Source organism: Streptomyces sp. NPDC031365 (assembly GCF_055569765.1).
Genome location: NZ_JBVIIM010000002.1, coordinates 352,124 through 376,885 on the forward strand (window position 1 = coordinate 352,124; position 24,762 = coordinate 376,885).

A 24,762-nucleotide genomic window follows, 5' to 3' on the forward strand; every position below is an offset into this window, starting at 1 on the left:
ACAGCGGCCCGCGTCGGTGCGTCACCACTGGTCACGCTACGCCACCGACGGAACCGTGGACGGCATGACGAACAACCCCGCCGGCCTCACCGGCCCCGGCCGACTCGCCACCCCCACCGCCCACTTGAGCACCACCCCACCCGAACCCGCACCGGCGGCGTCCCGCACCTTCGCGATGCGCTTCACCTCCACCCCGCGCGGAGCCCGCCTCGCCCGCCACCTCACCGCCGTCCGCCTGGACGCCTGGGGCCTCCCGTACGGCACCGACGACCACGACGCGGTCGTGCTGATCGTCGCCGAACTGACGGCGAACGCCGTACTGCACGGCAACGTCCCCGGCCGCGACTTCCACTTCCGCCTCGCACTCCTCCCCACCGGACCCCGCGCCGCCACCGTCCGCGTCGAGGTCACCGACACCCGGGGCGAACGAGTCCCGCCCCGACCCGGCGCACCCCGCCCCGAGGTCCCCGCCGTCGACGAAACCGGCCGGGGCCTCCTCCTGATCACCGCCCTCGCCACCCGCTGGGACTGGCACCCACGGCCGGACGGCCCGGGCAAGACGGTCTGGGCGGAGTGCGAGATCGCGACCGGACGGGTGGCCTCGTGATCGCGCACACTGGACGGGTACGTACCCGTACCCGTAATCTGGCGGCCCAGTCCGAAGGAGGCATCATGTCCGACGCCAACGTCCGCATTCCCGCCGAGGCCCGTGACAGGCTCGCCCGGATAGCTTCCTCCGAAGGCATGTCCCTGCGGGGCTACCTCTCGCACCTCGCCGATACGCTGCTCACCCCCGAGGAGCGTGCGGAGAGGGCCGAGCAGGCCCGCGCCGCCCTGCGTGAGTGGAACGGCTACGACCCCAGCGCGAGCGAACGGGCGGCTCTCGACGCGGAGCTGGACCGGCGGTTGAGTGAGGCGGGCGCCAGGTGATGGCCGAACCCCTGCACATCGTCCTCGACGACACCGCGATGGTCGCGGCCGGTAAGGGCAATGTGCTCGCCTCCCGGCTGATCCATCGCGCACATACCGAGGTGGGCTGGTTCCTCTACGCCCCGGCCTGCGCCCTCGTCTCGGCCGACCGCGTGCGGCCGGGTACGGCGGAACACCTCGCCGCGCTCCCCGGCATCACCGTCCTGGAACTGGACCTGCCCGCCGCGCTGGCCGTGGCCCGTGAGACCTCCTGGGCCCCGGCCCACACCCGGTACGCCGCCGAGCCGACGGCGGAGCGGACGAACGGTGCGGTCATCGCCACCACCACACCCGAAACATGGAAGGGGCAGTCCGTACGCGTCATTGACCTCGGCCCCTGACCGCTCGCACCCCTGGATAGCAGTGCCGCACATGGAGACGACCGCACGTGAGTTCACACGTAACGCCTCGAAGTACCTCGCCGCGGCCGAGCGTGGCGCGCGGATCACGGTGACCAGGAACGGGCGGCCGGTCGCCGTACTGTCGCCGGTCACGCAGGAACCCGTACCCGATCACCCCACGGACCCGATCGGCGACGACGACATCCCCGTGTTCCACAGCGGCTCCCGGACCTCCTGACCGGACACGCCGCGTCTCCGGCGGGTGTATGCCGGAATGAGAGAACCGTGGGGCGGTGTCCGACCCTCCTCGTAAGGTGGTCTGTGATCGATTCGGATCACGGGACGACTCGGGAGACGGGGGCCGCAGCGCGTCATGAGACCCACACTCGCCGCGCAGACACTGCGTGACACGACGGTCGAGTACCTGACGACGACGTTCGCGCTGGCCGAACCCGACACCCAGGACGCGCTGGAGGACTTCCTCACCGACCCGGCCGACGGGCTCTTCCGCGGGCCGTACCTGCGCATCCGGCGGCCCTTCCGGACGGCGGAGGACGGCTGGCAGCGCCACCTGGACTGGTACCCGGCCGACTTCCCGCCGCCCTACGCCCACCAGGCCGAGGCGTTCGCCCGGCTGACCGGCAAGGACGGTCACCGCCCCGAGCCCACGCTGGTGACCACCGGCACCGGCTCCGGCAAGACCGAGTCCTTCCTCATCCCCGTGCTCGACCACTGCCGGCGGGCGAAGGAAGCCGGGAAGCAGGGCATCAAGGCCGTGCTGCTGTACCCGATGAACGCGCTCGCCGGTGACCAGGCGGACCGCCTCGGCGACCAGCTGGAGGACGCACGGCTGCGCGAGGTGACGGCGGGGCTGTACATCGGCCAGGCGTCGTCGCGCGGCACCGCACCGTACAAGCGGGTCATGGTGGACCGCGCGGAGATCCGCCGCAATCCGCCGGACATCCTCATCACCAACTACAAGATGCTGGACCTGCTGCTCCAGCGGCAGCAGGACGCCTCCCTGTGGCGGGACGCCGACCTGGCGTACGTGGTGATCGACGAGTTCCACACCTACGACGGCGCCCAGGGCACCGACGTGGCGATGCTGCTGCGGCGGCTCGCCGCCGTCGCCGGGGCCGCCGAGGCCGGGAAGCCGCTCGGGTCGATCTGCCCGGTGGCGACCTCCGCGACCCTCGGCTCGGGCGGCTCGGCGGGCGGGCCCGAGGCCATGCTGCGGGTGGCCTCCCAGGTCTTCGGGACACGGTTCCCGGACGACGCCGTGGTGGGGGAGGACCGGCGGGACGCCGAGGAGTTCCTGTCCCCCGTCGACCACACGCTGCCCCTGCCGTCCCCGGCGGAGCTGGCGGGCCTGCCCGACCCGGCGCGGACGCCCGGCGGCCTGGACGCCGTCGCGCGGGCGACCGTGGGATGCGACACCGCCGACCCGCGTGAACTGGGGCGCCGGCTGCTGGCGCACCCCCTCACCCACGCGCTGCTCGCCGCGAAGGACGGGCCCCTCACCTTCCCCGCCGTCCTCGCGGCGTTCCCCGACGCCTCGGCGTGGCGGGCCGCGGCCGTCCAGGAGCCGCAGACGGCGGCGACCGCCCTGGCCCGGTTCGTGGCGCTCATCTCGGTGGCCCGCGACCCCGCCGCGCCCGCGGACAAGGAGCGGCCCCTGCTCCTCGTGGAGACACACGTATGGCTGCGGTCGCTGTCGCGCGTCCTGCGGTTCGTGGCGCCACAGCCGGTGTTCTCCTGGTCGGACGCCGACCAGGCGGCCCTCACCGAGCAAGGAGACGGGGCCTCACCCGGGGGGACCGGGACCGGACCGGACCGTGCGGACGCCGAGCGGCGGGCCCTGGCCGTCGCCGCCCAGACGGAACGGCGGCGGCAGGTCCAGCGCTCCGGACGGCTGCCCGCCGCCTACTGCCGGCACTGCGGGCGCTCCGGCTGGGCGGCGATCTGCCCGGACCGCAACCCGCAGAACCTGGTGCACGCACCGGACGAGATCTACCGCGCCAGTGTGACCGGCGGGGCCGCCAAGGGCCGGGTGCGGGCGATGATCGCCGCCACCCCGGCGGAGGCGGCCGAACAGGCCCGCGCCGTGCTGGCCCAGCGGGCGGCCCGCCGCACGCGCAGGGGCGTCCCGCACGACGCGACCCTCCTGGTGCTGGAGGACAACGGCAAGGCGCTGCGCAGGCTCGACCCGGACGAGGTACTCCTCGGCGGGGACCGGATCGCCCCGGCGCCCGAGAACGGCGTGTACGTGTGGACCTGGTTCGACAACCAGGAACAGGCCGAGTACGCCAAGCAGGACCGCTGCCCGGCCTGCGGGCAGGCCCAGGGCATCCGCTACCTCGGTGCCGGTGTCGCCCCGCTCGCCTCCGTCGTCGTCACCCAGCTGTTCACCGGCGGCGAGCTGCCGAGCGAGGACGAACACAGACGCGACCGGCGCAAGACGCTCATCTTCAACGACTCGGTGCAGGACGCGGCCCACCGCGCGGGCTTCGTCGCCAGCCGGTCCTGGAAGTTCTCGCTGCGCTCCCTCGTCCACGAGCAGCTGTCCGAACGCGTCGGCGGCAGCGAGGAGTTCGCCGCGGACGGCGTCCCGCTGAACGAGCTGATCTCCTCCCTGATCAGCCGCGCCGCCGTCCCGGAGCAGCGGCTCCTCGCCTCCGTCGTACCTCCCGACCTGCACGACGTGGACCGGGTCAAGCGGCTGCTGGCGGGCAAGAAGCGCATCCCCGAGTCCACCTGGGAACTGGTCGGCGAGCGCCTCGCCTTCAACACCCTGCTGGAGTTCGGCCTGCACTCCCGGCTGGGCCGCACCCTGGAACTCACCCGCACGGTCGCCGCCGAGGTCCACCTGCCCGAGCCGCGGGCGGCGGCCGAGGCGGCGTCGGCCCTCTTCCGCGTCCACCAGGAGAAGCTGCTGCCGCTCGCCGTGGACCGGGGGGAAGGAGCCGACGGGGGCGACGCCGACGACGCCGGGACCCCGAAGGCCGCCGTCCCGGCCGAGGGCACCCCGGAGCGCCTGCGCCACTTCGAGGGCTATGTACGCGGACTCCTCGAACACGTCCGCCAGATCGGCGGCATCCACCACCGCTGGCTGGACCGGTACATCGACGAGGAGGGCCGTAATCGGCACTTCGTCTCCACCGGCCGGGAACCCGGCATGCCGGCCTTCGGCCGCAACTCCGAAGCCCCCGCCTTCGTCCTCGTCGGCGCCCGCGCCGGACGCACCGACTTCGAACGGGTGGGCACCCGCGACAGCTGGTACGTCGACTTCACCCAACGCTGCCTCGGCCTGGACCGGGACACCGCGGGCGCCTACCTGGAGGACCTCTTCGCCGAGCTGGCGGGCGACCGCATCGGCGCGCTCGCCCGCCGCCGCACCACCCCGGCCGACCGGCAGACCGGCCACGGGGTGTACGGGCTGACGCCCGGCCACATCCGGATCCGCCCCCTCGACGACGAACAGACCGCGCTCGCCGCCCTCACCTGCCCCGAGTGCGGCTGGACACAGACCGTGCCACCGGAGCGGGCCGGGGTCTGGCAGGGCACCGTCTGCCCCCTCAAGCGCTGCGAAGGCGCCCTCACCCGGCCCTCCGAGGAGGCGGGCGGACGCGCCGCCCGCGACTACCGCTCCGACTACTACCGGCGCCTGTACCGGGAGGCCGACCCGTACAGCGTGGTCGCCGCCGAGCACACCGGCGTCCTCACCCGCAAGGAACGCGAGGAGGTCGAGAAGGGCTTCCGGCGCGGCCTCATGCACACCGACCCCAACGTCCTGTCGTGCACCCCGACCCTCGAACTCGGCATCGACATCGGCCAGCTGGAGGCGGTGATCCTGGCCTCCCTGCCGCCGTCCACCGCCGGGTACGTACAGCGGGTCGGCCGCGCGGGCCGCGCCACCGGCAACGCGTTCATGGTGACCCTGGCCGACACCAGCCCCCGTGCGCTGTACCACCTCGCCGAACCCGAGAACCTCATCGCCGGCCCCATCCTGCCCCCCGGATGCTTCCTCTCCGCGGGCGAGCTGCTGTGCCGCCAGTACACCGCCCACCTGATCGACCGCGCGGCCCGGGGCGACCTGGAGGGCGTGCCGCCCCTGCCGGACCGGGTGACCCAGCTGGTCGGCCGCACCGGCTGGCTGACGCAGTTCCGCAAGGCGGTGGCGGGACGCGCGGACCTCGCGGACGAGTTCCTGACCCTGTTCCCCGAGATCGACGGGGTCCCCGGCTCAGGCGTCTCCCGTGACGCCCGCAAGACCCTGCGGCGCTACGCCGAGCACAAGCTGGCCGACGCACTGGACCGCGCCCGGTCCGCCTGGGACGAGGAACGCGCCGAACTGGTCAGGCGCCGCGCCCTGATCAACGACGCGGCCGAGGCGCTCCAGGAAGCCGTGGAGGACGAGGCACGCGAGAAGCGGAACCTGATCCGCGAGGCGGCCGGCGTCTCGAAGATCCTCCAGGGCATGGGGCAGGCCGACGCGCAGGGCTTCCTCGTCGAGCACGGCCTGCTGCCCAACTACAGCCTCGTCGAGGACGGCGTACGCCTGGAGGCCCAGCTCAGCTACAAGGAGCCGGTACGCAAGAGGCGCTCACCGGGGGACCAGGGCGACGACCAGGCCCCCAAGGTCCGCTGGAGCAACGAGCCGCGCACCTACGACCGGCCCGCCGAAGCCGCCCTCACCGAACTCGCCCCCGGCAACGCCTACTACGTACGCGGCTACCGGCACGTCGTCGACGGCTTCGACCTCGGCCCCACCCCGCAGGACTCCCCCGACGGCATGCCCGTCGGGCTGCGGACCTGGCGGGTGTGCAAGGAGTGCGGCCACGTCCGCACCGGCGAGCGGGCCGAACAGGACACCTCGCCCTGCCCGCGTTGCGGCGGCCCCGGCATCGGCGGGCGCAACGCCGTGCACCGGGTGGTCGTCCCCCGCAAGGTCACCGCGCACGACAAGCGGGACGACGCGCGGATCGTCGACGACCACGACAACCGCACCCGCACCCCCTACACCACCGTCACCGCCGTCGACATCGACCCCGCCGACATCAAGCAGACCTGGCGGCACCAGAAGACCACCTTCGGCGTGGACCACGTCCGCGAAGCGGTCATCCGCCGCTTCAACCTCGGCAGGAGCCGCCACGGCCGGCGCAACGACGCCTCCTTCGCGGGCGCCGAGGTCGCCATCACCGGATTCACCGTCTGCCCGCGCTGCGGCGGCGCCACCGACCGCGAGCCCGGCCACGCACCCTCCCAGGACACGCTCGGCCAGTCCCTGCTCGGCCGGGCCGAACTCGCCCACCACCGGCCGTGGTGCCCCACCCGGCGCCGCGACAAGCAGGCCAGGCCGGAGGACGTCCAGGTCATCACCGCGACCGAGCACCGCACGGAGGCGCTGCGCATCCTGCTGCCCGCCGCCACGCTGAACGTGCCCGAACGCCTCGCCTCCTTCTCCGCCGCCCTCCACCTCGGACTGGCCCGCCGCTACGGCGGCGACCCCGCCCACATCCGCTCCGCCCCCGCCACCGAACCCGACCGGGAGACCGACCTCACCCGCAACTACCTCGTCCTCTACGACGCGCTGCCCGGCGGCACCGGCTACCTGCACCGCCTCGTCGACCGCGAGGGCGAGGAGTTCCGGGCCGTGCTCGCCGAGGCCCAGTCCCGCCTGCGTGACTGCCCCTGCGCGAAGACCCCGCGCCGGGCCTGCCACCGCTGCCTGCTCGGGTACGCCCCGGAGCGGGACTACAAGGACCTCGACCGGCAGGAGGCCCTGTGGATGCTGGACAGCCTGCTGGGCACCGACGGACACAGCGGATGGGACGTCCGCAAGGAAGCGGCCGACGCCGAGCTCCGCTTCGCCGACCAGGCGGAGAGCGACCTGGAACGCCGCTTCATCGAATGCCTCGACCGGTGGCTGGAGCTTCCCGGCAACGCCGCCGCGGCCGGCCACGCCACCACGCCCACCGGCCGCAGCGGCAAGCAGTTCACCCTCACCCGGCCCGACGGCGGCCCCGTCCACTGGGAGGTCGTCGCCCAGAAGGACCTGCACGGCTACCGCACCCGCCCCGACCTGCTGTTCCGGCCCGTCGCGGGGGACACCGCCGACGACGGGGCGCCGCCCCTGCCGGTCGCCGTCTACCTCGACGGCTACCGCTGGCACGCCTCCTCCCGCGCCAACCGCGTCGCCGCCGACGCGGCCAAGCGCGCCCGGCTGCGCGCCGACGGCATCCTCGTCTGGCAGATCACCTGGGACGATGTCGCCGCCTGGGACCGCACCCTCAAGGGTGAGGCGGCCCGCGACCCGGACGCCCCGGCCGACCCGCTCGACGCCGTCATCGCCGGCCGCGCCGCCGACGCGGCCTGGCCGCCCTACGACGTGACCTCCGCCGCCGGTCCCGGCGCCCTGGTGCGCGAGCAGTGGCGCAAGGCACGACGTGACCCCGCGGACGTGGACGCGCTGCTGTTCGCCGGGGCCGTCCCCTCCCTCCTCGGCTTCCTGCGCGACCCCCGCCCGGCCCGGTGGCAGCAGCTCGCGCAACTCGCCGTCAGCGCGCCCGCGTCCCTGCGCAGGCGGGAGCTCGTCGACGCGGACCCGGGCACCGCCGTCGCCTGGATCGACGCCGCCGTACGCGGCGAGGCGGCACCGGCCGTCGCGGGGCAGGGGGTGAAACTCCTGTCCTTCCAGGACGCCTCGGGGCTGCCGCTCGTCCTCGTCGGAGCCCGGCGCGCCGACGGCAAGGGACTGAGCTGGAGCGCCCTCGCCGTGCTCGACGACCGCCCGGAAGCCGTCGAGGGCGACCGGGACGACCACCGGCGCCGCTGGAAGGCGTGGCTGTGCTGGGGCAACATCATCCAGTTCCTCGACCCCACGGGCAGCGGCCGGGCCGACGGGCTCGCCCTCGCCCGCACCACCCTCGACACCTTCGACGCCGCCCTGCTCGCGGCGGCCTCCGGCCCCGCCGACGGACTCCTGTCCGCCCTGCGTGACGACCTCCCCGGCACGGGGCTCCACCTGGCGGACGACCACCCCGAGGACGAGAGCGGGCAACCGGCGACGGCACGGACACCCGCACCCGCGGCGGTGGCCGCCCCGGAGCCCGACGACGCCATGACGCCCGTGGAACGGACCGCCTGGGAACTGGTCCTCGCCGAACTGACGAAGTGGGGCGACCCGGAGGTCGCGGCCGTCGCCGAACGCCTGGCCGCCCTCGGTGACGTCCCGCCGGGCAGGGCCACCTGGGACGTCGACGGCGTGTCCCGCACCGTCGAACTCGCCTGGCCCGGGCCTAGGATCGGGATCGTCCTGGCCGAGGACGCCGAGGACGCGGAGTACATGGCGCAGTGCGCGGCGGCCGGCTGGCAGGTGCGCGCGCCGGACGGCTGGAACGTGCAGGAGCTCGCCCGTCTGCTGGGCGAGGAGGGGGTCGCACGATGAACCACGGGGCGGGTCGTCCGGGAGGCCGTGTCCGGACACGGGTGCAGGTGAGCCGGCAGGCGCACGCGGACCTGGAGCGCCGGGACGGGGCCGTGGCGGACGCGGTGGGGGACTTCGTCCACCGGCTGCGCGCCGACCGCACCAACCGGGCCCTGCGCCTGTCCCCGCTGCGCAAGGCGGGGGACAACGGCGACCTGTACCTCGCGCCCGCCCCGGACGCCCGCTGCGTGATGCTGCTGCTGTCGACGGACGGCGGCGACGAGATGCGGGTCCTCGCGGTGCGCGACGGAGCACGGGCCCGCGACGAACTCGCCCGGCTCACCGTGGAGATCAACCCGGTCTCGGGCGCGGTGGAGGTCGTCGACCAGAGCGAGGTCAGCGCCAACGTCGTCGCCCTGCCGGACCGCACCACCCCCCTGTTCGGGGAACACGACGACCGGACCCTCATCGACCTCGGCGTCGTTCCCTCGCTGCTGCCCGCCCTCCGCAAGGTCACCACCGACGAGCAGTTCGACCGGCTCCTCGCCCACAACCTCCCGGAACTCACCCGGGACGTCCTCCTGGCCCTGCGCGCCCGCACGGACCCGCGGGACGTGCGGCAGCACATCACGGACGCCTGGCGGGCCGACGAGGACGTCAACACCGGGGACTGGGCCCAAGCCGCCCGGCGGGCCGTCTCCCAGGCCGAGACCGACGACGACGCCGTCCTCGGCGCGCTGGGCCGCAGCTTCGACGCCTGGCGGCTCTTCCTCCACCCCGAACAACGCCGCCTGGCCACCGGCGACTTCAAGGGGTCCTCCAAGGTGACCGGAGGCCCCGGCACCGGCAAGACCGTCGTCGCGCTGCACCGCGTACGCCACCTCGTCGACCGGCTGCCGCCCGGCCGTACCCGTCCCGTGCTCCTCACCACCTACAACACCAACCTCGCCCTGGACCTCAAGGAGAGGCTGCGGCAGCTGGGCGGAGACGACCTGCTGAGCCGGGTCGACGTCAAGTCCGTCGACGCGCTCGCCCGCGAGATCGTGCAGGAGTCCCGCGCCGACGTCGGCCGTCCGCTGGACGACGACGCGGCCATGAACCTGTGGCACACCGTGCGCATGGAGGCCGACCTGCCGGAGTACGACGCCGACTTCCTGGACACCGAGTTCAAGCACGTGATCCTCGCCCACCGGTGCGGCGCGTGGGAGAGCTACCGCCGCGTCGGCCGCTCCGGACGCCCGCGCATCAGCACCGCACAGCGGCACGAGGTGTGGCAGCTCGCGCAGGCCTACCGGGCCCACCTGGACGCGCCGCCGCGACGGACGACGTACGCGCTCATCGCCGACCAGGCGGCCGGCCTCGAACAGCGCCGCATGGCCCGCGTCGAGGAACAGGCCCGCTACAAGGAGGAGCAGGGCGGCCGGGACCTCGTCCACCGGGAGGCGGGCAGCGGCATGTGGCTCAAGCCCCGCTACCGGCACATCGTGGTCGACGAGGCCCAGGACCTGTCCGCCTCGCACTGGCGCATGCTGCGCGCCATGGTCCGCAAGGGGCCGAACGACATCTTCCTCGTCGGCGACGCCCACCAGCGCATCTACGGAAGCCGGGTCGTCCTCAGCCACCACGGCATCGAGATCCGGGGCCGCGCGTCCCGCCGCCTCACCCTCAACTACCGCACCACCCGGCAGATCCTGGGCAGCGCCAACCGCCTGATCGAGGGAGCCCCCTTCGACGACCTCGACACCGGGACCGACACCCTGGACGGCTACCGGTCCGTCCTGACCGGGCTCGCCCCCCAGTTCTGGCGCGCGCCCGACCGGCTGACCGAGATGCGGGCCGTGGCCACCCTCGTCAAGGAGCGCCACGACCGCCACGGCACGCCGTACTCGGCGATGGCCGTCAGCGTCCCCGACGGCGGCTCCGCCCAGGAGTTCGCAGGCGTCTTCGCCAGGGAGTTCCGGCTGCCGGCCGTGGAACTCGGCAGGGACGGGGTGCGGGCCGACGTGGACGCCGTACGCATCGGCACCATGCACCGGTTCAAGGGCCTGGAGTTCCAGCGGGTGTTCCTCACGTCGGTCGGCGAGGGCCAGGTGCCGCACCAGCGCATCGAGCAGTACCGGGTCACGAACCCGGACCGGTACCGGCAGGAGGAGCAGCGGGCCCGCTCGCTGGTGTTCGTGGCGGCCACGCGCGCGCGGGACGAACTCGTCGTCACCTGGAGCGGCCGGGCCAGCCGGTTCCTGCCGCCCGACGCCGCTGAGACCGCCCACCGCGCCGCGGACCTGCTCAGGCAGGACGGCCCGCCTTCCGGCGCGTCAGGGCCGGCCGCGGCCTGACGCCGGGGCTGCCGTTCACTCGTACCGGCCACACGACGGCCACACGACGGCCACCGCGAACTGCCGTGGTGGGGAACCGAGGAGGCGCTCTGATCGTCTCTTTCAGTGAGTGGTCCGACGCGGACCGTGACGCATGTGGGGGTGGTGGCTGATGGATCCGGTGTCACTGGGGTTGCTGGCGGCACTGGCCGGCGGGGCCGGCGGAGAACTCGGACGGGACATGTGGGCGGGTCTGAGCGCGCTCGTGCGTCGTCCCTTCCGGAGAGGAGACGGCCACGAACCCCGGCCGGCTCTCACCTCGGGAGAAGAGGAGCTGGCTCAACTCGCGCAGGATCCCGGCGACGAGAGCCGCGCACAAGCCCTGAGCGCCGCCCTGGTAGCCCGGGCCGCGCAGGATGCGGAGTTCCGCACAGCCCTCGCGGCCTGGCTCCGGCAGGCGGAGGTCGTCACCGATGTTCAGGTCAGTTGTACTACGAGGAGGTGGCCATCGGGTACGGGACGACCGTGAGGTCGAGCAGGACTTCTGATCTCACCTAGGCCCGCTGGGATTGCGGTGGTTCACGCGGCGCAAGCCCAGGCATCCATCAGCCGCTCGGGCCCGTACGTCGCCGTCGGGCCGTCCACCGTGAACCCGGAGCGGGACACGGCAACCAGGGGAGTGTCCTCATCTGCGCCGGGTACGGCCAGGGCGTCCCGGGCCAGTGCGGCCAGGGCGCGACGGTCGAAGGAGCCGCGCTCGTGCCACTTGATCGAGCCGACGAACCCGATCTCGTGCGCCGGTGACCGGTCCGCCCCGACGAGGTCGACCTCGGGCTTGTTGGTACGGGGCCACCAGCCGCCCACTTCTCTCACCTGCGGCCACGTGTCATCGGGTAGCAGCCGGGCCAGGGACTCCCGTACGACGGGTTCGATCGCCCGCCCGCGCCACGAGGTCCAACCGCGCTCGACCGACTCGACCACGATCCGCCCGCGCCCCCGCTCGATCTCGGGGATCCCCCGTTCCAGGAAGGCGAGCCAGAAGCGGAGGTAGGGGTCGGCGACGCGATAGCGGCGGTCATACTCAAGTGAATCATAGTATGGAGAAGTAGAGTCTCGATCGAGATGAGCGGCACCCGCGCTCCAGCGGCCCGCCCGTTGTCGCGAGGGCCGCTGACACCTCCGGGGTCTGGTCGAGGGTGTGGCTGGTGAGGGTGACGATGGCCTTCGGGCGGAGCGGTTTGCCTCTCCTATGTTCTGTCGTCCCGACCTCGCAGTGACGACAGGACCATGCGGCCGTACCGGGTGGTGAGGATGGCGCCCGCCGTGGCGACCGACAGCGCGAGGGCGATGAGCAGGTGGGCCATCGATTCGTCGCCGAGGACCTGCAGGATGCCGAGGGCGGTGCCCAGGGGGAGGCCGAGAACCGTGAGGACGCCCAGGGCGGCCCCGATCTGCTGGCTCTCCTGCGTCTGCACGAGCCTGCTGTAGTCGGCGGCCTCGGTCAGGATCTCGCTGAAGCGGGCCGGAAGCCGGTGTTGGTGCTGGAAGGCGAGCAGCAGTTCGTTGGCCGGCCCGTGGGCGGTGAGATGCTGTCGCCAGTAGGTGCTGCGGAAGAGGGCGATGTTCCGTTCCAGGGTGGCCACGCGACGGGCGAGCCCCGCGGAGTTGAACACGTCGGAGAGCTCGTCGGTGAGTTCGTCGATGTGATCGCGCTGGAGGGAGCCGAGGAGCAGCGCGTCGAGATAGACGGTGCGCGAGTGAAGTGCGCCGAACTCGAAGAAGTCGCCGGTGCCGGCGTCGGGCCGGTGGCCGAGGAAGGCGGCACCCTGCCGGAGCACCAGGGCGCTCCAGTCGGCCGAGATCCTTATGGTGTCCTTGAGCTGTTCGTCGGCGGTCTCCGGCGGGAGGGGGAAGTCCTCCGGTGTGGACCGTGAGGCCAGTTGCCACAACCACTGATCCGCGGTGGCGGGCAGATGCTCGTCCATGCTGGTGCGGAGTGCTGGTGTGTGCCGCGATGTCGGGGTCAGGAAGGCGATCGTGTAGGGCCGGGCGATCGCGAACGGCGCTGCGTGGTTGCGGATGTTGGCGATGCCCGTCAGGAGTTCGGCCGGGTCGAACGGTCCGGTGAGCGGATCGTCGGCGGTGGCCAACTGTCGCCCGGCGAGAGCCCTCAGTACGGGCAGCAGTGGTCTTTCGACGCTGAAGTGCATTACCCCGAGGGCGTGGTCGGGATTGCGGGCGGTGGCCGCGCGCACGAGTTCCAGGCCCAGCAGGGTCAGCCCGTCGTGCTTGACATCAAGCGGCAGGTGCCAGCGAAGGTGCCGCCCGGGCGCCCCGTAGAGGACGCGGGCGGAGGCCGGGGCGAAATAGGTGGACCGGGTCCGGGCGTCGGTGCGACGGCCGCCCAGCTCGAACGGAAGGGGGCCCTTGGGCCAGCCGGGAACGCGCAGCAGCCGTACAGGCAGGACGACGGTCAGTTCCTGGCGCGCCCCGGTCACCTCGTCGAGCGGCGGAGGGGAAGCGGTCACGCGTAGTACTCGGCGGGGTCGGGCTGGTCGAGGCGGATGACGAACTCCGCCCGGTCGGGGCTCTCGGCGCTGACGTGGAAGCGGACGCGCTCGCCGGTGCGGATGGTCCTGAATCCCTCCGTCACAATCTGCCGGTAGTCGAAACCGTAGTACCGCTCGCCCTCGTCGTCCCGGACGATGTACGAGCCCAGGGCGCCGTTCACCCCTCCGCCGCTCGGCCTTCTGTCGACGATCGTTCCGTGCCGGGGCCCTCCGCCGCTCACGCTTCCGTCTCCTCCGCCTTGCCGCTGTCGACGTCCTGTACGCACCGGAATCCGACCGCGTTGCTTCCGCCGCGCTTCCGGTAGACACCCTTGCTGCTGACCTGCACCGCGCGCATCGGGTTGTCGTAGCTACCGCCGCAGATCACGGCCTCTCCGGGATCGCCCGGGCTGGTGGACGTCCATTCCCAGCAGTTGCCCACCATGTCGAGGACACCGAAGGGCGAGCGGTTGCCCGGGCGCTCCCCGACGGGGGTCGCGCCCGCCCTGCGGACGGCGTCACCCGCAAAATCGCGGTACCACGCCTGGTACGTGACGACGGGCCGCCCGACCCAGGAGTCCGCGCAGTTGACGCGGCTGCTGTCGGACGTATCGCCCCAAGGGAACAGACGTCCGTCCGTACCGCGTGCGGCGGCCTCCCATTCGAGGGAGGTCGGCAGGCGCTTGTCCTCGAACGCGGCGAAGGCGTACGCGCTCCACCAGTTCACGCAGACGGCCGGGTGATCGGCGTAGCGCGGATCCTCGTAGTAGTCCGGATGCCGCAGCCGGTCGGTCCAGGGGTGGTGCGTGATGTGCGCGGGCTGGTCCGGGTGGTCCCACCGCGAGGTGCCATCCACTTCGAGGGCATCGAGGAAGCGGCGGTAGCGGGCGACCGTCACCGCGTGGCGGTCGAAGCGCACGGCACGTGGGACGCGGCGAATGAGTAGCCGTTCGGCCGGACCGACCAGGTACGCTCCGGCCGGCAGTACGCAGTCGTCGGTCTCCGTGATGCCGGATGCTCCAGCGAGGAAGACGCGTACCTGCTCCGTGAGGAAGGCACCGCCCGGAACGTCCGCTGCTGCGTTCAGGTGCCCGGGCTCCGCCAGGTAGCGGGCGGCCATCAGCTCTTGGTACGCCGTGTGTACGAAGGCGACGTGGTCCGGCCCTGCGGGGCGCAACAGTGGCGCGAGGACGCACGCGCCGAGATCGAGGCGCGCGTCCGAGAAGGCACCGGCCCCCAGCGTCCTGTGGATGTCTAGGAGCGAGAAGGTGGTCCTGCCGTTCAGGAAGGCCGACCCGAAAGCGGAAGGCAACCGCTCCTCCGCGCCAGGACAACCGCGCTCGGTCAGTACCCGCGTGATGTGTGCGCCCAGGATGTCGCCGAGTGCCCGTCCCGAGGGGAGCTCCAGGGCCGCCGTGACGCGTCGCTCCAGCGGGGTGGCCTCGGGATCGGCCAGACGCACGACATGGAAATGCGGGACGCGTGACGGGTCGATGCCGTTCGCGTACATCTGCTCGACCAGTTGCTCGGACCGGCCCGCTCCGCTGTCCAGCAACTGACGTACCTGGGGTGAGTCCGCGAGGAACGACACCCGGGAGCTCATGACCACCGCCGACTCGGCGGACAGGACGGCCGCGAGGTCGGTGAAGAGTCTCAGGAACCCGTCCGGAGTGGGCTCCTCGACGCCCTCGTCAACGGCGTCGAGCACGCACAGCGCGGTCCCGGACCGGATCAGGTAGAGGAAGAGGTCCCAGGCGCGGGAGCGCTCCGGTCCCATCGCCGACGCCAGGAGCCGGGCCGCGTACTCGGAGAACGGTTCGTCCTTCGGTTTGAGACCGAGATCGAAGTAGAAGCGGAAGCGGCGGAGTTCCGGGTTGAGGGCGAGTGAGCGCAGGAGGGTGCTCTTGCCGCTTCCCGGACGACCGGTCACCAGGACGTTCGCGCTGCCGCGCGCCAGGCGGATCAGCAACTCCGCCGCGTCGCCGGACTGCTCCACCTTCTGCTCGCCGGTGCGCGGATCCGTGGTGAGTGTCGCCGCCGCGACGGCGGTCCGTGACTCGACGGACCCGCCGATGGACGTGAGGCCGGACAGGTGCGTTTCCAGGCTGACGATGGTGTTGACGAAACCGTCGTAGCGCACGATCCGGAAGTCGGTCCCCAGTAACTGGTGGAGGGCGCCGGGCACCGCGCCCCCGTCGTCGTCCAGAACGACGAATCGGGTGAGCTTGGGCAGTTTGGTGCGCAGCAACTCGCCCCCGCTTGCGGCGAGCACCGTCCCCAGGTCGTCGGCGTCTCTGGAGAGCATCAGCTCCACGTACTCCAGACGCATTCCCGACTCACGGCAGAACAACTGGTACACGGTGTCGGGGCTGAGGACGAACCGCTTGGCCTGCCGGTAGCCGAGGGTGATGTAGAGGCCGGCGAGAAACTCGCAGCGGCGCGCCACCTCTGGTGCCACGTCCGGTTCGTCGCCGAGAAGGGCCGCGCTTCCGGTCTCGGTGAACCACACCAGTACGTCGATGAGGCGGCGGGCCGCCAGCAGTCCGTCCTCATCGCTGATGTCGTACCCGTCATGGGTGGACCGGTTGCGCAACCGTCGGATGTCGTCGAGCGCGTCCATGACCGTACTGCTCCGAATGTGCGGTCGGCAGCGCTTGACGAGGTCGTTCAGGGCCTTCGTCGAAGGGTCACCCTCGATGCGGTGGTGGCGCCACAGCTCCTTGAGTAGCCTCTCGGTCAGCTTGCCGATGAGGGCCACCGCATTCTCGGGATAGCCGTCGTTCAGGGACCGCAGCGGCCGTTCCAGGTCGAGCCCCAGCCGGTCGGCGATCCGGGAATGGTCGTCCAACTCGCTCCGCAGCCGCTGTAACCGCTCGTCGACCACGGTGCTCATGCGGACTCCTTCGAGCGCTGACCCAGGACGAACGCGAACCGGTCGGGAAACACCAATACGGGTTCCGGGTGGGCTGCGCGCATCTCCTTGATGCCCTTCTCGATCTCACTGTCACTGAAGGTGGAGAGCAGGGACATGTACCGAGCGCGCACCATGCCGAAGTACCGGTCCCGGTCAATGCGCAACTCGTGCTCGACGTGGGTGAGACGCGCTTCCATCCCGGCCGCGCGCAGATGTTCCACGATGTGCGCCGGGTCCGGCTGCAACTCCTCGAACCGGGTGAGAGCCGCCTCGAACAGCGGGTACATGATGCTGGTCGGGAGCATCACCACCAGCAGCCGGCCACCGGGTGCCAGCAGGTCGGCGAGGCCCTGGAGGGTGCGCCCCGAGTTGGCCAGATGGTGTACCGACTCCTTGAGCCACATCGCGTCGAGCCGCTCGTACGGCAGTTGTGTACGGCCCTCCGCGATGTCCTCGGCGGAGGCGATCACCGGCGTCAGTCCAGATGGGGGAGGTGTGCCGAGCCGGTTCAGCATCGCCTCGGAGGGGTCGATGCAGAGGATGGGCCGGTGCGGCTGGAGTTGTCCGGCCACTTCTCTGGCGAACAGGCCGGTGCCTGCGCCGATATCGGCGATCCGGTCCGTGGGAGTGAGTCGCAGCGTTTCGGCGATCCGGCCGGACATCCAGGGGATGTAGTCCGGGCCGTAGACCCAGTGCTCGTCGTACTCGGCCGCAAGCTCTTCGTAGTGCCCCCGCACGTCGCCTCGCTCCACGCTCCCCCTCACGCCTTGTGCGTACTGCCGACTTGGTGTGTGCGCCGGTCATTGACAGGTTATCGCGGGTACCTGTGCGGCGACAGCCGGTAATGAGTCGACGGGGGTCCCGCTGGAAGATCGTGGAAGGCCGAGTACTCGATCTGGTGAACCGTGGTCGTTCACCGGTTCCCCTGCGCACTGAGCTCTAGCGTTGACGCCGGGTGAAGGGCCGACCGGATGTGTTGTACGCGTTCCGGCGGCGTGTGTAGGCGGGGCGGGGCGTGTCCCTCGGCGAGACGGGGGAGTTGGGCGGATCGACCGGTGGGCGGCGGAGGTGAGTGGACGATGAGCGAACTGGTGCGGGAGCCGGAGGAAACGACGGCCCGAGGAACACCCCGCTGTCGTCTCCGTAAACAGCGACCGCACAAGGCGCGCACATCTCAATCAGCAGCCAGGGCGCCCCGGAGGGCCAGGCGGCCACTCCCAGCGAGCCACAACACGGCAGAGAGCTATCAGCCACACCCGGCCCTCCCGGGCCACCTAACAACTTACGGAGAACTATGAGCGTCGAAGAGACCGTCCAGCTCGACTGGTTCAAGAGCAGTTACAGCGGCGGTGCTGGTGGTGAATGCGTCGAGGTGGCCACTTGCCCCCACACCGTGCGCGTGAGGGACTCCAAGGATGTGAACCGTCGGGGTTTGAGGCTCGGTGCGAAGTCGTGGGGCGCCTTCGTGGCGTTCGCCTCCGACCGGATCGGCTGACTCGCGTCGCTGTTGCTGTGCCCTGTGGCTTCGAGCGGGTCACAGGGCACAGGTGTGTGAGGGCTCGGGACGATAAAGGAAGTGCGGGTGTTCGAGCCGGTGGGATACGTTCCTGCCTGTTCGAAGGGGGCCCGACATGGCGAAGCTGAACCAGATCATCGCGGTCGAGAAGGGTGTCAAGAGCAAGTCGCTCCAGGACATCAACGCCGCGCACGCCAAGGTGCAGAAGCCGGCACTGCTGGCCGGTATCTCGCGTACGTACCAGCCGAAGGACGAGGAGGGTGAGCAGCTGCCGCCCGAGTCGACGCGGGTGCAGGTGCAGGGCGAGGACGTGCTGCGGGAGATGGCCGCCTCGCTGACCCGGCTGTTCGACGTGACCGCGACCAAGGACTGGGCGAACTGCGCGGCCCGCGCGGACGTGACCGTCGACGGACGGACCGTCGTCGCCGATGTGCCGGTCAGCTACCTGCTCTTCCTGGAGAAGCAGCTCACCGACCTGCACACCTTCGTCAAGAAGCTGCCCACCCTCGACGCCGCCGAGTCCTGGTCGCACGACCCGTCGACGGACTGGTGGAAGACGGACCCGGTGCGGACCATCCGTACGAAGAAGGTGCCGCGCAACCACGTCAAGGCGGAGGCGACCGAGAAGCACCCGGCGCAGGTCGAGGTGTACTACGAGGACGTGCCCATCGGGTACTGGACGACCGTGAAGTTCTCCGGTGCGCTCCCCGCGCGGCGGGTCAATGAGCTCGCCGAGCGGGTCGAGAAGCTTCAGCAGGCCGTGAAGTTCGCCCGTGAGGAGGCCAACGGCGCCGAGGTCACCGACCAGCGGGTCGGGGACGCGGTGTTCGGGTACCTGTTCGGCTGACGTGGCAGCACGTCACCACCATGATCGCCCCCGCGTGCGAGCGCGGGGGTGCGCTACGGGGCGCGGGCCGGACTGAGGACCGGTTCACGCCAGGAGCGCAAGCTGACACTGAAGTTCAGCCTGAAAGCGCGGCTCGCCGAGACGGCGGCCGCGGTCAATCTCAGACTCTCGCTCCAGTCTCAGCATCGCCGCCGATCGCCGGACCGACCGGGGACGGACGAACGCCGTCGGATGCGAGTTCGACTCTCGCCTGCGCCTCTTGCCTGGCGCGGTAGTTCAAAGGAAGAACACGACGGCATGATGACTGATCCGTCCTCTTAAACGCCGCCGGCGTGCGCAAGTGGGTGGCATCCCCAGGGGCCCGGGAGCTGGATACGACTCCCGGGCTCCGCCACGTCATGCCCAGGCCGCGACCAGGAGGACCGGGTAGAGCACGCTCAGGGATCCCGTGGCCAGACCGACGCCGCACTGGACCCGGTTGAGCCCCCGGCCCAGGCCGAGCAGCGCGAAGGTGAGGGCCAGGCTGCCGAAGAGCAGCGGGATCGCGATGCCGAGGAGGCCGGTGAACACGGCGGCGGCCAGAGCGGCCGTGCCGAGGACGAGGGAGACGGGCCCGTAGAGGGTCGCGGGGCTGTCCGTGGATCCGGATCCGGTGGCCATGCTGGCTCCTCGCTCGAGGTGGTCGGCGTCGTCGACGCGCGGGTGACGGACCCCTGCGCCGCCATCATGACACGTCGGAGCGATTATTTGAACGAGTTCAAAAGCTGTGCAGGGTGAGGCCCGACGAAGGGCGGGGCTGATGAGGATCGTGATTCCCGGGGCCGCGTCGGGTGCCCCGTGCCGCTGAGGCGGGGCATCCGGTGGATTGCCTTCGCGCGCGCTCGAACTTCTAGCGTTTCGGGCATGGACAGCACACGGACACTGGGACGCAGTGGTATCGAGGTCAGCGCCGTCGGGTTCGGCTGCTGGGCGATCGGCGGTGAGTGGCAGGACCCGGACGGGCAGCCGCTGGGGTGGGGCACGGTGGACGACGAGGAGTCGGTACGGGCGATCCGGCGCGCCCTCGACCTGGGCGTCACCTTCTTCGACACCGCCGACGTCTACGGCACGGGGCACAGCGAAGAGGTGCTGGGCCGGGCCCTCGGTCGGCGCCGGGACGAGGTCGTCGTCGCCACCAAGTGGGGCAACGTCTTCGACCCGGACACCCGCACCCTGACCGGCGGCGACGACTCCCCGGAACACCTCCGCCGCGCCCTGACCGCCTCACTGCGCCGGCTCGGCACCGAGTACATCGACCTCTACCAACTCCACCTCGCCGACGCCGACATGGGACGGGCGGCCCGGCTGCGGGACGCCTGCGAGGACCTGGTGACCCAGGGGCTCATCCGGTCGTACGCCTGGAGCACCGACGACCCGGAGCGGGCCGCCGTGTTCGCGAAGGGGCCGCACTGCACCGCAGTGCAGCACGCGCTGAACGTCCTCACCGACGCGCCGGAGATGCTCCGGCTCTGCGAGGAGGCCGATCTCGCCTCCGTCAACCGCAGTCCGCTCGCGATGGGCCTGCTCACCGGGAAGCACGCGGGGCGGGGGACGCTCCAGGAAGGGGACATCCGCAGCAGGCCGCCCGCCTGGCTGCAGGGGTTCGGCGCGGGCTCGGGCGCGGACCCGGAGTGGCTCGCGCGCGTCGAGGCGCTGCGGGACGTCCTGACCAGTGACGGGCGCACCCTCGCCCAGGGCGCCCTCGCCTGGCTGTGGGCGCGCAGTCCGCGCACCGTGCCGATCCCCGGTTTCCGGTCGGTCGCCCAGGCAGAGGAGAACGCGGGGGCACTGGAGAAGGGTCCGCTCAGCGAGGAGCGGATGGCCGAGGCCGGGCGGATCCTCGCCGGCCGGGAGTCGAACCCCGAGTCGAACCTCGGATCGAACCGGGAGCCGGGCAGGCTGCCGAACCGGTAACGGAACCGGCGGCAGGCCCGGTTGCTTCACGCGGCAGCCGTTCCACCCACCGGTGTGTACCCGCGGTCCCATGCGGGTCCACCCCCACCCGATGGTGTGGGACGGCTGCCGTCTCCCCCCTGGACATGGCCTCCGGAAGAGCCTTGCTCCAAGTGTGAAGCTTTGATGGAGGAGAGTTGAGCATAGGTCCGCCATCGGCCGCAAGAGTGCGGAGGTTCATGGTCCGTTTGTGAGAGATCCACGCGCCCGCCTGGCCGGCCGACCTCCTCAGCCCCGGCCCACGTACGGCATCGCCGTCGCCAGCACCGTCGCGAACTGCATGTTCGCCTCCAGTGGCAGCTCCGCCATGTGCCGCACCGTGCGGGCCACGTCCGCGACGTCCATCACCGGCTCGGGAGCGGTCTCCCCGTTCGCCTGGAGCGCGCCGGTCCCCATGCGCCGCGTCATGTCGGTCGCCGCGTTGCCGATGTCGATCTGGCCCACCGCGATCCGGTACGGCCGTCCGTCCAGGGAGAGGGACTTGGTCAGGCCCGTCAGCGCGTGCTTGGTCGCCGTGTAGGCGACCGAGAAGGGGCGCGGCGTGTGCGCGGAGACGGAGCCGTTGTTGATGATCCGGCCGCCCTGCGGGTCCTGTTCCTTCATCTGCCGGTACGCCGCCTGCGCGCACAGGAACGCCCCGTTGAGGTTGGTGTCCACCACGTGCCGCCAGGCCTCGTAGGGCAGTTCCTCCACCGGGACCCCGCCGGGACCGAAGGTGCCCGCGTTGTTGAACAGCAGGTCCACCCGGCCGAAGTGCCCGACGGTGGCCGCGAACAGGGCGGTCACGTCCCCCGGGCGCGACACGTCCGTCCGTACGACGAGCGGTCCGCCGCCGGACCCCCGAATGGTGAGTGATCCGCCGTCCGAGTCCGGCGCGCCGAGCGCCGCGGTCTCCTCCAGCGTCTCCGCGCGGCGCCCCGCCAGTGCCACCGACCAGCCCGCGCGCAGCAGTTCCAGCGCCACCGCGCGCCCGATGCCGGAGCCCGCCCCGGTCACCACCGCGACCCTGGTCCGTCCGTCCGTTTCCTTGGCGTTCATGGGCCCGCAGCGTACGGGAGGGTCCGCCATGCGGAACTCATCCGACCGTCATACGGATGCTGTGTACGCGTCAACGTCAGGTCGTCCCCGGCCGGTCCAATTCCTTCCGCATCCACATGCCAGGGGAGGAACGGATGACACCCGAGGTCCGCCAGTCACAGCACGCGCCCGAACTCCGCGCGGCCGCCCGGCACATCGGCCGCCGTCGCTTTCTGACCGTCACCGGTGCCGCCGCCGCGCTCGCCTTCGCGGTCAACGTGCCCGGCGCCGGCACCGCGGCCGCCGCCGAGCTCGACGCCGCACAGATCACCGACGACCCCTTCACGCTCGGCGTCGCCTCCGGCGACCCCCACCCGGAGTCCGTCCTGCTGTGGACGCGGCTGGCCCCCACCCCGTACCAGGCCGACAGCGGACTGCCCGCGAGGCGCGTCACCGTCGACTGGGAACTCGCCCTCGACGAGCGGTTCCGCCGCGTCGTCAGACGGGGCAAGGCCACCGCCCACCCCGAGTTCCACCACACCGTGCACGTCGAGGCCGGCCCTCTCGCCCCGGGCCAGGTCTACTACTACCGCTTCCGGGCGGGCCGCTTCGTGAGTCCGGTCGGCCGCACCCGCACCGCCCCGGCCACCCGCAGCCGGACCGCCGGCCTCACCTTCGGCGTCGTCTCCTGCCAGCGCTACGACCAGGGTTACTACACCGCGTACCGGCACCTCGCCGAGGAGGACCTGGACGTCGTCTTCCACCTCGGCGACTACCTCTACGAGTACGCCGTCAACGACGTCGCCGGCTCCCGCGCCTACCCCTCCGGCACGCTGCCCGGCCTGTTCAAGCGGGAGACGGTGACGCTGGAGGACTACCGGCTGCGGTATGCCCTCTACAAGTCCGACGCCGACCTGCGGGCCGCCCACGTCGCGCACCCGTTCGTCGTCACCTGGGACGACCACGAGACCGAGAACAACTACGCCGACGGCACCCCGGAGAACAGCGTCCCGCCGGAGGAGTTCCTGCTCCGCCGGGCCGCCGCCTACCGGGCCTACTGGGAGAACATGCCGCTGCGGCGCCCGCAGTTGCCCGAGGGGCCGGACCTGAGGCTGTACCGGCGCCTGCACTGGGGGCGGCTGGCCCAGTTCGACGTGCTCGACACCCGCCAGTACCGCTCCGACCAGGCGTACGGCGACGGCTGGCAGTACCCGGGCCCCGAGTCCGAGAACCCCTCGCGCACCCTCACCGGTGACGCCCAGGAACGCTGGCTGATCAACGGCTGGCACCGTTCGGACGCCCTGTGGAACGTGGTGCCCCAGCAGGTGACCTTCTCCCAGCGGTTCAACTCGACCACGGCGCCGTCCAAGGTCTCCATGGACTCCTGGGACGGCTACCCGGCCTCCCGCGAGCGGGTCCTGGCCGGCGCGCAGGCCGCCGGTGTCGAGAACCTCATGGTCCTCACCGGCGACGTGCACGTGCACTACGGCTTCGACATCAAGCGCGACTTCTCCGACCCGGGCTCGAAGACCCTGGGCACGGAGATCGTCACGTCGTCCGTCTCCAGCGGCGGCAACGGCTCCGCGAAGCCGTCCAACTGGGACACCTACCTGTCCGCCAACCCGCACATGAAGTTCTACAACGGGCTGCGCGGCTACACGACCGTGTCCCTCGGACGGGAGCGGGCGCGCGCCGACTTCAAGACGGTGTCCCACGTGACCACGCAGGGCGCCCCGCTCACGACCGCCGCCTCCTTCGTGACCGAGGCGGGGGAGCAGGGGCTCAAGCCGGCGTGACCTCGGCGGTCTTCGCGTCCTCCCGCGCGGTTCCCCGCGGATGACCCACCCGATGCCCCTGCGGACCCTCCTGCGGGTAGCGGACGCCGATGCGGTCCCGGATCGCGTCGAGCGTCCGCATCACGGCCAGGGTGCCCTCGAGCGGAACCAGCGGCGACTCGGTCTCACCGGCCCGCAGGGCGCGCATCACCTCGGCCGCCTCGTGCTTGAGGCTGTCCCGGGGTCCGTCGGCCGGGTCGGCCGTGAACTCCTCGGGATCACGGCCGTCCCGGTGCAGCGTGAACCGCTCCGGGAAGAAGAAGCCGTAGGGGATGTCGATCCGGCCCTGCGAACCGGTGATCGACGCGGAGGTCGCCGTGCCGCCCACGATGGAGCAGTGCACCGAAGCGAGGGCACCGCTCTCCCAGGAGAGCAGTGCCCCCGTCTGGAGATCGACGCTCTCTTCCGAGAGCACCGCTCGCGCCGTGATGTCCGACGGCTCACCGAGCAGCAGCTGCGTGAACGACACCGGGTAGACGCCCAGGTCCAGCAGCGCGCCCCCGCCCAGCGCCGGGTCCCGCAGCCGGTGCGAGGCGGGGAAGGGCCCCGCGAGACCGAAGTCCGCCTGCACGTGGCGCACCTCACCGATCGCCCCGTCGCCGACCAGCGCCTTCAGCCGCCGCACCATGGGATGGCAGTACATCCACATGGCCTCCATCAGGAAGCGCCCGTTGTCCCGGGCCAGCGCGACCAGCTCGCCGGCCTCCCGCGCGTTCAGCGTGAACGGCTTCTCGCACAGCACGTTCCGCCCGGACTCCAGCATCAGCCCGGCCGCCGCCCGGTGCGCCGAGTGCGGCGTGGCGACGTAGACGACGTCGAGCTCCTCGTCCCGCGCCAGCGACTCCCAGTCACCGTAGGCCCGCGGTATCCCGAACCGCTCCGCGAACCCCTTCGCCGATTCCACGGACCGCGACGCCACCGCCACGACCTCCGCGCCCGGCACGTCCACCAGATCCGCCGTGAACGTCGCGGCCATGCCGCCGGTCGCCAGGATTCCCCAGCGTGTCTTCTGCTCGGTCATTCGTCCCACCCTGTTCGTGT

17 protein-coding genes and 1 pseudogene are annotated in these 24,762 nt (G+C 71.7%); 10 read left to right on the forward strand and 8 right to left on the reverse strand.

Translation table 11 applies throughout. From position 1 onward, the window contains the following. The first annotated feature begins 64 nt into the window (after window positions 1–64). The 6 genes from ACZ5C2_RS04280 to ACZ5C2_RS04305 all read left to right on the forward strand — a co-directional run bounded on the left by ACZ5C2_RS04280 (window position 65) and on the right by ACZ5C2_RS04305 (window position 11,072). Window positions 65–607, forward strand: a complete 543-nt coding sequence (locus ACZ5C2_RS04280; protein ID WP_468786352.1) for an ATP-binding protein — start codon at window positions 65–67, stop codon at window positions 605–607. A 65-nt stretch (window positions 608–672) separates the two neighbouring features. Beyond that, a complete protein-coding gene (locus tag ACZ5C2_RS04285) occupies window positions 673–930 on the forward strand; it encodes a hypothetical protein (RefSeq protein WP_468786354.1) in 258 nt (85 codons plus the stop codon). After that, entirely contained in the window at window positions 930–1,310 is a 381-nt protein-coding gene (locus tag ACZ5C2_RS04290) for a PIN domain-containing protein (protein WP_468786356.1), read from the forward strand. Before ACZ5C2_RS04285 ends, ACZ5C2_RS04290 begins: the two co-directional genes overlap by 1 nt. Window positions 1,311–1,341: 31 nt before the next feature. Then, on the forward strand, window positions 1,342–1,548 hold the full coding sequence (locus ACZ5C2_RS04295; protein ID WP_468786358.1) for a type II toxin-antitoxin system Phd/YefM family antitoxin: 207 nt from the start codon (window positions 1,342–1,344) through the stop codon (window positions 1,546–1,548). A gap of 135 nt (window positions 1,549–1,683) precedes the next feature. Continuing rightward, a complete protein-coding gene (locus ACZ5C2_RS04300; protein WP_468786360.1) occupies window positions 1,684–8,757 on the forward strand; it encodes a DEAD/DEAH box helicase in 7,074 nt (2,357 codons plus the stop codon). Between the two features lie 47 nt (window positions 8,758–8,804). Further along, window positions 8,805–11,072, forward strand: coding sequence for a UvrD-helicase domain-containing protein (locus ACZ5C2_RS04305; RefSeq protein WP_468786362.1), 2,268 nt, complete (start codon window positions 8,805–8,807; stop codon window positions 11,070–11,072). A 558-nt stretch (window positions 11,073–11,630) separates the two neighbouring features. On the opposite strand, the pseudogene ACZ5C2_RS04310 reads toward ACZ5C2_RS04305, so the two are convergent. The 5 genes and pseudogenes from ACZ5C2_RS04310 to ACZ5C2_RS04330 form a co-directional block, all read right to left on the reverse strand. After that, window positions 11,631–12,128, reverse strand: a pseudogene (locus ACZ5C2_RS04310) (DUF234 domain-containing protein); the annotation flags it as partial. A 170-nt stretch (window positions 12,129–12,298) separates the two neighbouring features. Beyond that, window positions 12,299–13,579 (reverse strand): hypothetical protein, encoded by a 1,281-nt coding sequence (locus ACZ5C2_RS04315; protein ID WP_468786364.1) that lies wholly within the window; start codon window positions 13,577–13,579, stop codon window positions 12,299–12,301. Next, window positions 13,576–13,842 (reverse strand): hypothetical protein, encoded by a 267-nt coding sequence (locus ACZ5C2_RS04320; RefSeq protein WP_468786366.1) that lies wholly within the window; start codon window positions 13,840–13,842, stop codon window positions 13,576–13,578. Before ACZ5C2_RS04320 ends, ACZ5C2_RS04315 begins: the two co-directional genes overlap by 4 nt. Continuing rightward, entirely contained in the window at window positions 13,839–16,493 is a 2,655-nt protein-coding gene (locus ACZ5C2_RS04325) for an SUMF1/EgtB/PvdO family nonheme iron enzyme (RefSeq protein ID WP_468786368.1), read from the reverse strand. The genes ACZ5C2_RS04320 and ACZ5C2_RS04325 overlap by 4 nt, the downstream gene beginning before the upstream one ends. After that, window positions 16,490–17,278: a class I SAM-dependent methyltransferase gene (locus tag ACZ5C2_RS04330; protein ID WP_468786370.1), complete on the reverse strand. Its 789-nt coding sequence runs from the start codon at window positions 17,276–17,278 to the stop codon at window positions 16,490–16,492. Before ACZ5C2_RS04330 ends, ACZ5C2_RS04325 begins: the two co-directional genes overlap by 4 nt. Window positions 17,279–17,808: 530 nt before the next feature. Here ACZ5C2_RS04330 and ACZ5C2_RS04335 point away from each other — a divergent pair. Together ACZ5C2_RS04335 and ACZ5C2_RS04340 are read left to right on the forward strand one after the other, a co-directional pair. Then, on the forward strand, window positions 17,809–18,009 hold the full coding sequence (locus ACZ5C2_RS04335; protein WP_468786372.1) for a DUF397 domain-containing protein: 201 nt from the start codon (window positions 17,809–17,811) through the stop codon (window positions 18,007–18,009). Window positions 18,010–18,145: 136 nt separating this feature from the next. Next, window positions 18,146–18,877 carry a DUF7873 family protein gene (locus ACZ5C2_RS04340; RefSeq protein WP_468786374.1) on the forward strand — a complete coding sequence of 244 codons (732 nt, stop codon included), beginning with the start codon at window positions 18,146–18,148 and terminating at the stop codon, window positions 18,875–18,877. Between the two features lie 396 nt (window positions 18,878–19,273). Here the strand turns inward: ACZ5C2_RS04340 and ACZ5C2_RS04345 are convergent, their stop codons facing one another. Next, window positions 19,274–19,537, reverse strand: a complete 264-nt coding sequence (locus ACZ5C2_RS04345; protein WP_468786376.1) for a hypothetical protein — start codon at window positions 19,535–19,537, stop codon at window positions 19,274–19,276. Window positions 19,538–19,780: 243 nt separating this feature from the next. Here ACZ5C2_RS04345 and ACZ5C2_RS04350 point away from each other — a divergent pair, with 243 nt between their 5' ends. Then, window positions 19,781–20,830 (forward strand): aldo/keto reductase, encoded by a 1,050-nt coding sequence (locus ACZ5C2_RS04350; RefSeq protein ID WP_468786378.1) that lies wholly within the window; start codon window positions 19,781–19,783, stop codon window positions 20,828–20,830. Between the two features lie 267 nt (window positions 20,831–21,097). On the opposite strand, the gene ACZ5C2_RS04355 is transcribed toward ACZ5C2_RS04350, so the two are convergent. Further along, complete coding sequence (locus ACZ5C2_RS04355) at window positions 21,098–21,907, reverse strand: SDR family oxidoreductase (RefSeq protein WP_468786380.1); 810 nt, start codon at window positions 21,905–21,907, stop codon at window positions 21,098–21,100. Window positions 21,908–22,041: 134 nt separating this feature from the next. On the opposite strand from ACZ5C2_RS04355, the gene ACZ5C2_RS04360 reads away from it, so the two are divergent. Beyond that, the gene (locus ACZ5C2_RS04360; RefSeq protein WP_468786382.1) at window positions 22,042–23,682 is read left to right on the forward strand and encodes an alkaline phosphatase D family protein; all 1,641 of its coding nucleotides are present in this window, start codon (window positions 22,042–22,044) and stop codon (window positions 23,680–23,682) included. Here ACZ5C2_RS04360 and ACZ5C2_RS04365 read toward each other — a convergent pair. Continuing rightward, the gene (locus ACZ5C2_RS04365; protein WP_468786384.1) at window positions 23,669–24,742 is read right to left on the reverse strand and encodes a Gfo/Idh/MocA family protein; all 1,074 of its coding nucleotides are present in this window, start codon (window positions 24,740–24,742) and stop codon (window positions 23,669–23,671) included. The genes ACZ5C2_RS04360 and ACZ5C2_RS04365 overlap by 14 nt on opposite strands. Between the last annotated feature and the right edge of the window lie 20 nt (window positions 24,743–24,762).

Bases quoted from the DNA above. Each gene is read 5' to 3' on its own strand.
- ACZ5C2_RS04335 (WP_468786372.1), top strand. From the start codon at position 17,809: ATGAGCGTCGAAGAGACCGTCCAGCTCGACTGGTTCAAGAGCAGTTAC.
- ACZ5C2_RS04325 (WP_468786368.1), bottom strand. From the start codon at position 16,493: ATGAGCACCGTGGTCGACGAGCGGTTACAGCGGCTGCGGAGCGAGTTG.
- ACZ5C2_RS04285 (WP_468786354.1), top strand. From the start codon at position 673: ATGTCCGACGCCAACGTCCGCATTCCCGCCGAGGCCCGTGACAGGCTC.
- ACZ5C2_RS04300 (WP_468786360.1), top strand. From the start codon at position 1,684: ATGAGACCCACACTCGCCGCGCAGACACTGCGTGACACGACGGTCGAG.
- ACZ5C2_RS04295 (WP_468786358.1), top strand. From the start codon at position 1,342: ATGGAGACGACCGCACGTGAGTTCACACGTAACGCCTCGAAGTACCTC.
- ACZ5C2_RS04290 (WP_468786356.1), top strand. From the start codon at position 930: ATGGCCGAACCCCTGCACATCGTCCTCGACGACACCGCGATGGTCGCG.
- ACZ5C2_RS04340 (WP_468786374.1), top strand. From the start codon at position 18,146: ATGGCGAAGCTGAACCAGATCATCGCGGTCGAGAAGGGTGTCAAGAGC.
- ACZ5C2_RS04345 (WP_468786376.1), bottom strand. From the start codon at position 19,537: ATGGCCACCGGATCCGGATCCACGGACAGCCCCGCGACCCTCTACGGG.
- ACZ5C2_RS04360 (WP_468786382.1), top strand. From the start codon at position 22,042: ATGACACCCGAGGTCCGCCAGTCACAGCACGCGCCCGAACTCCGCGCG.
- ACZ5C2_RS04365 (WP_468786384.1), bottom strand. From the start codon at position 24,742: ATGACCGAGCAGAAGACACGCTGGGGAATCCTGGCGACCGGCGGCATG.
- ACZ5C2_RS04350 (WP_468786378.1), top strand. From the start codon at position 19,781: ATGGACAGCACACGGACACTGGGACGCAGTGGTATCGAGGTCAGCGCC.
- ACZ5C2_RS04355 (WP_468786380.1), bottom strand. From the start codon at position 21,907: ATGAACGCCAAGGAAACGGACGGACGGACCAGGGTCGCGGTGGTGACC.
- ACZ5C2_RS04280 (WP_468786352.1), top strand. From the start codon at position 65: ATGACGAACAACCCCGCCGGCCTCACCGGCCCCGGCCGACTCGCCACC.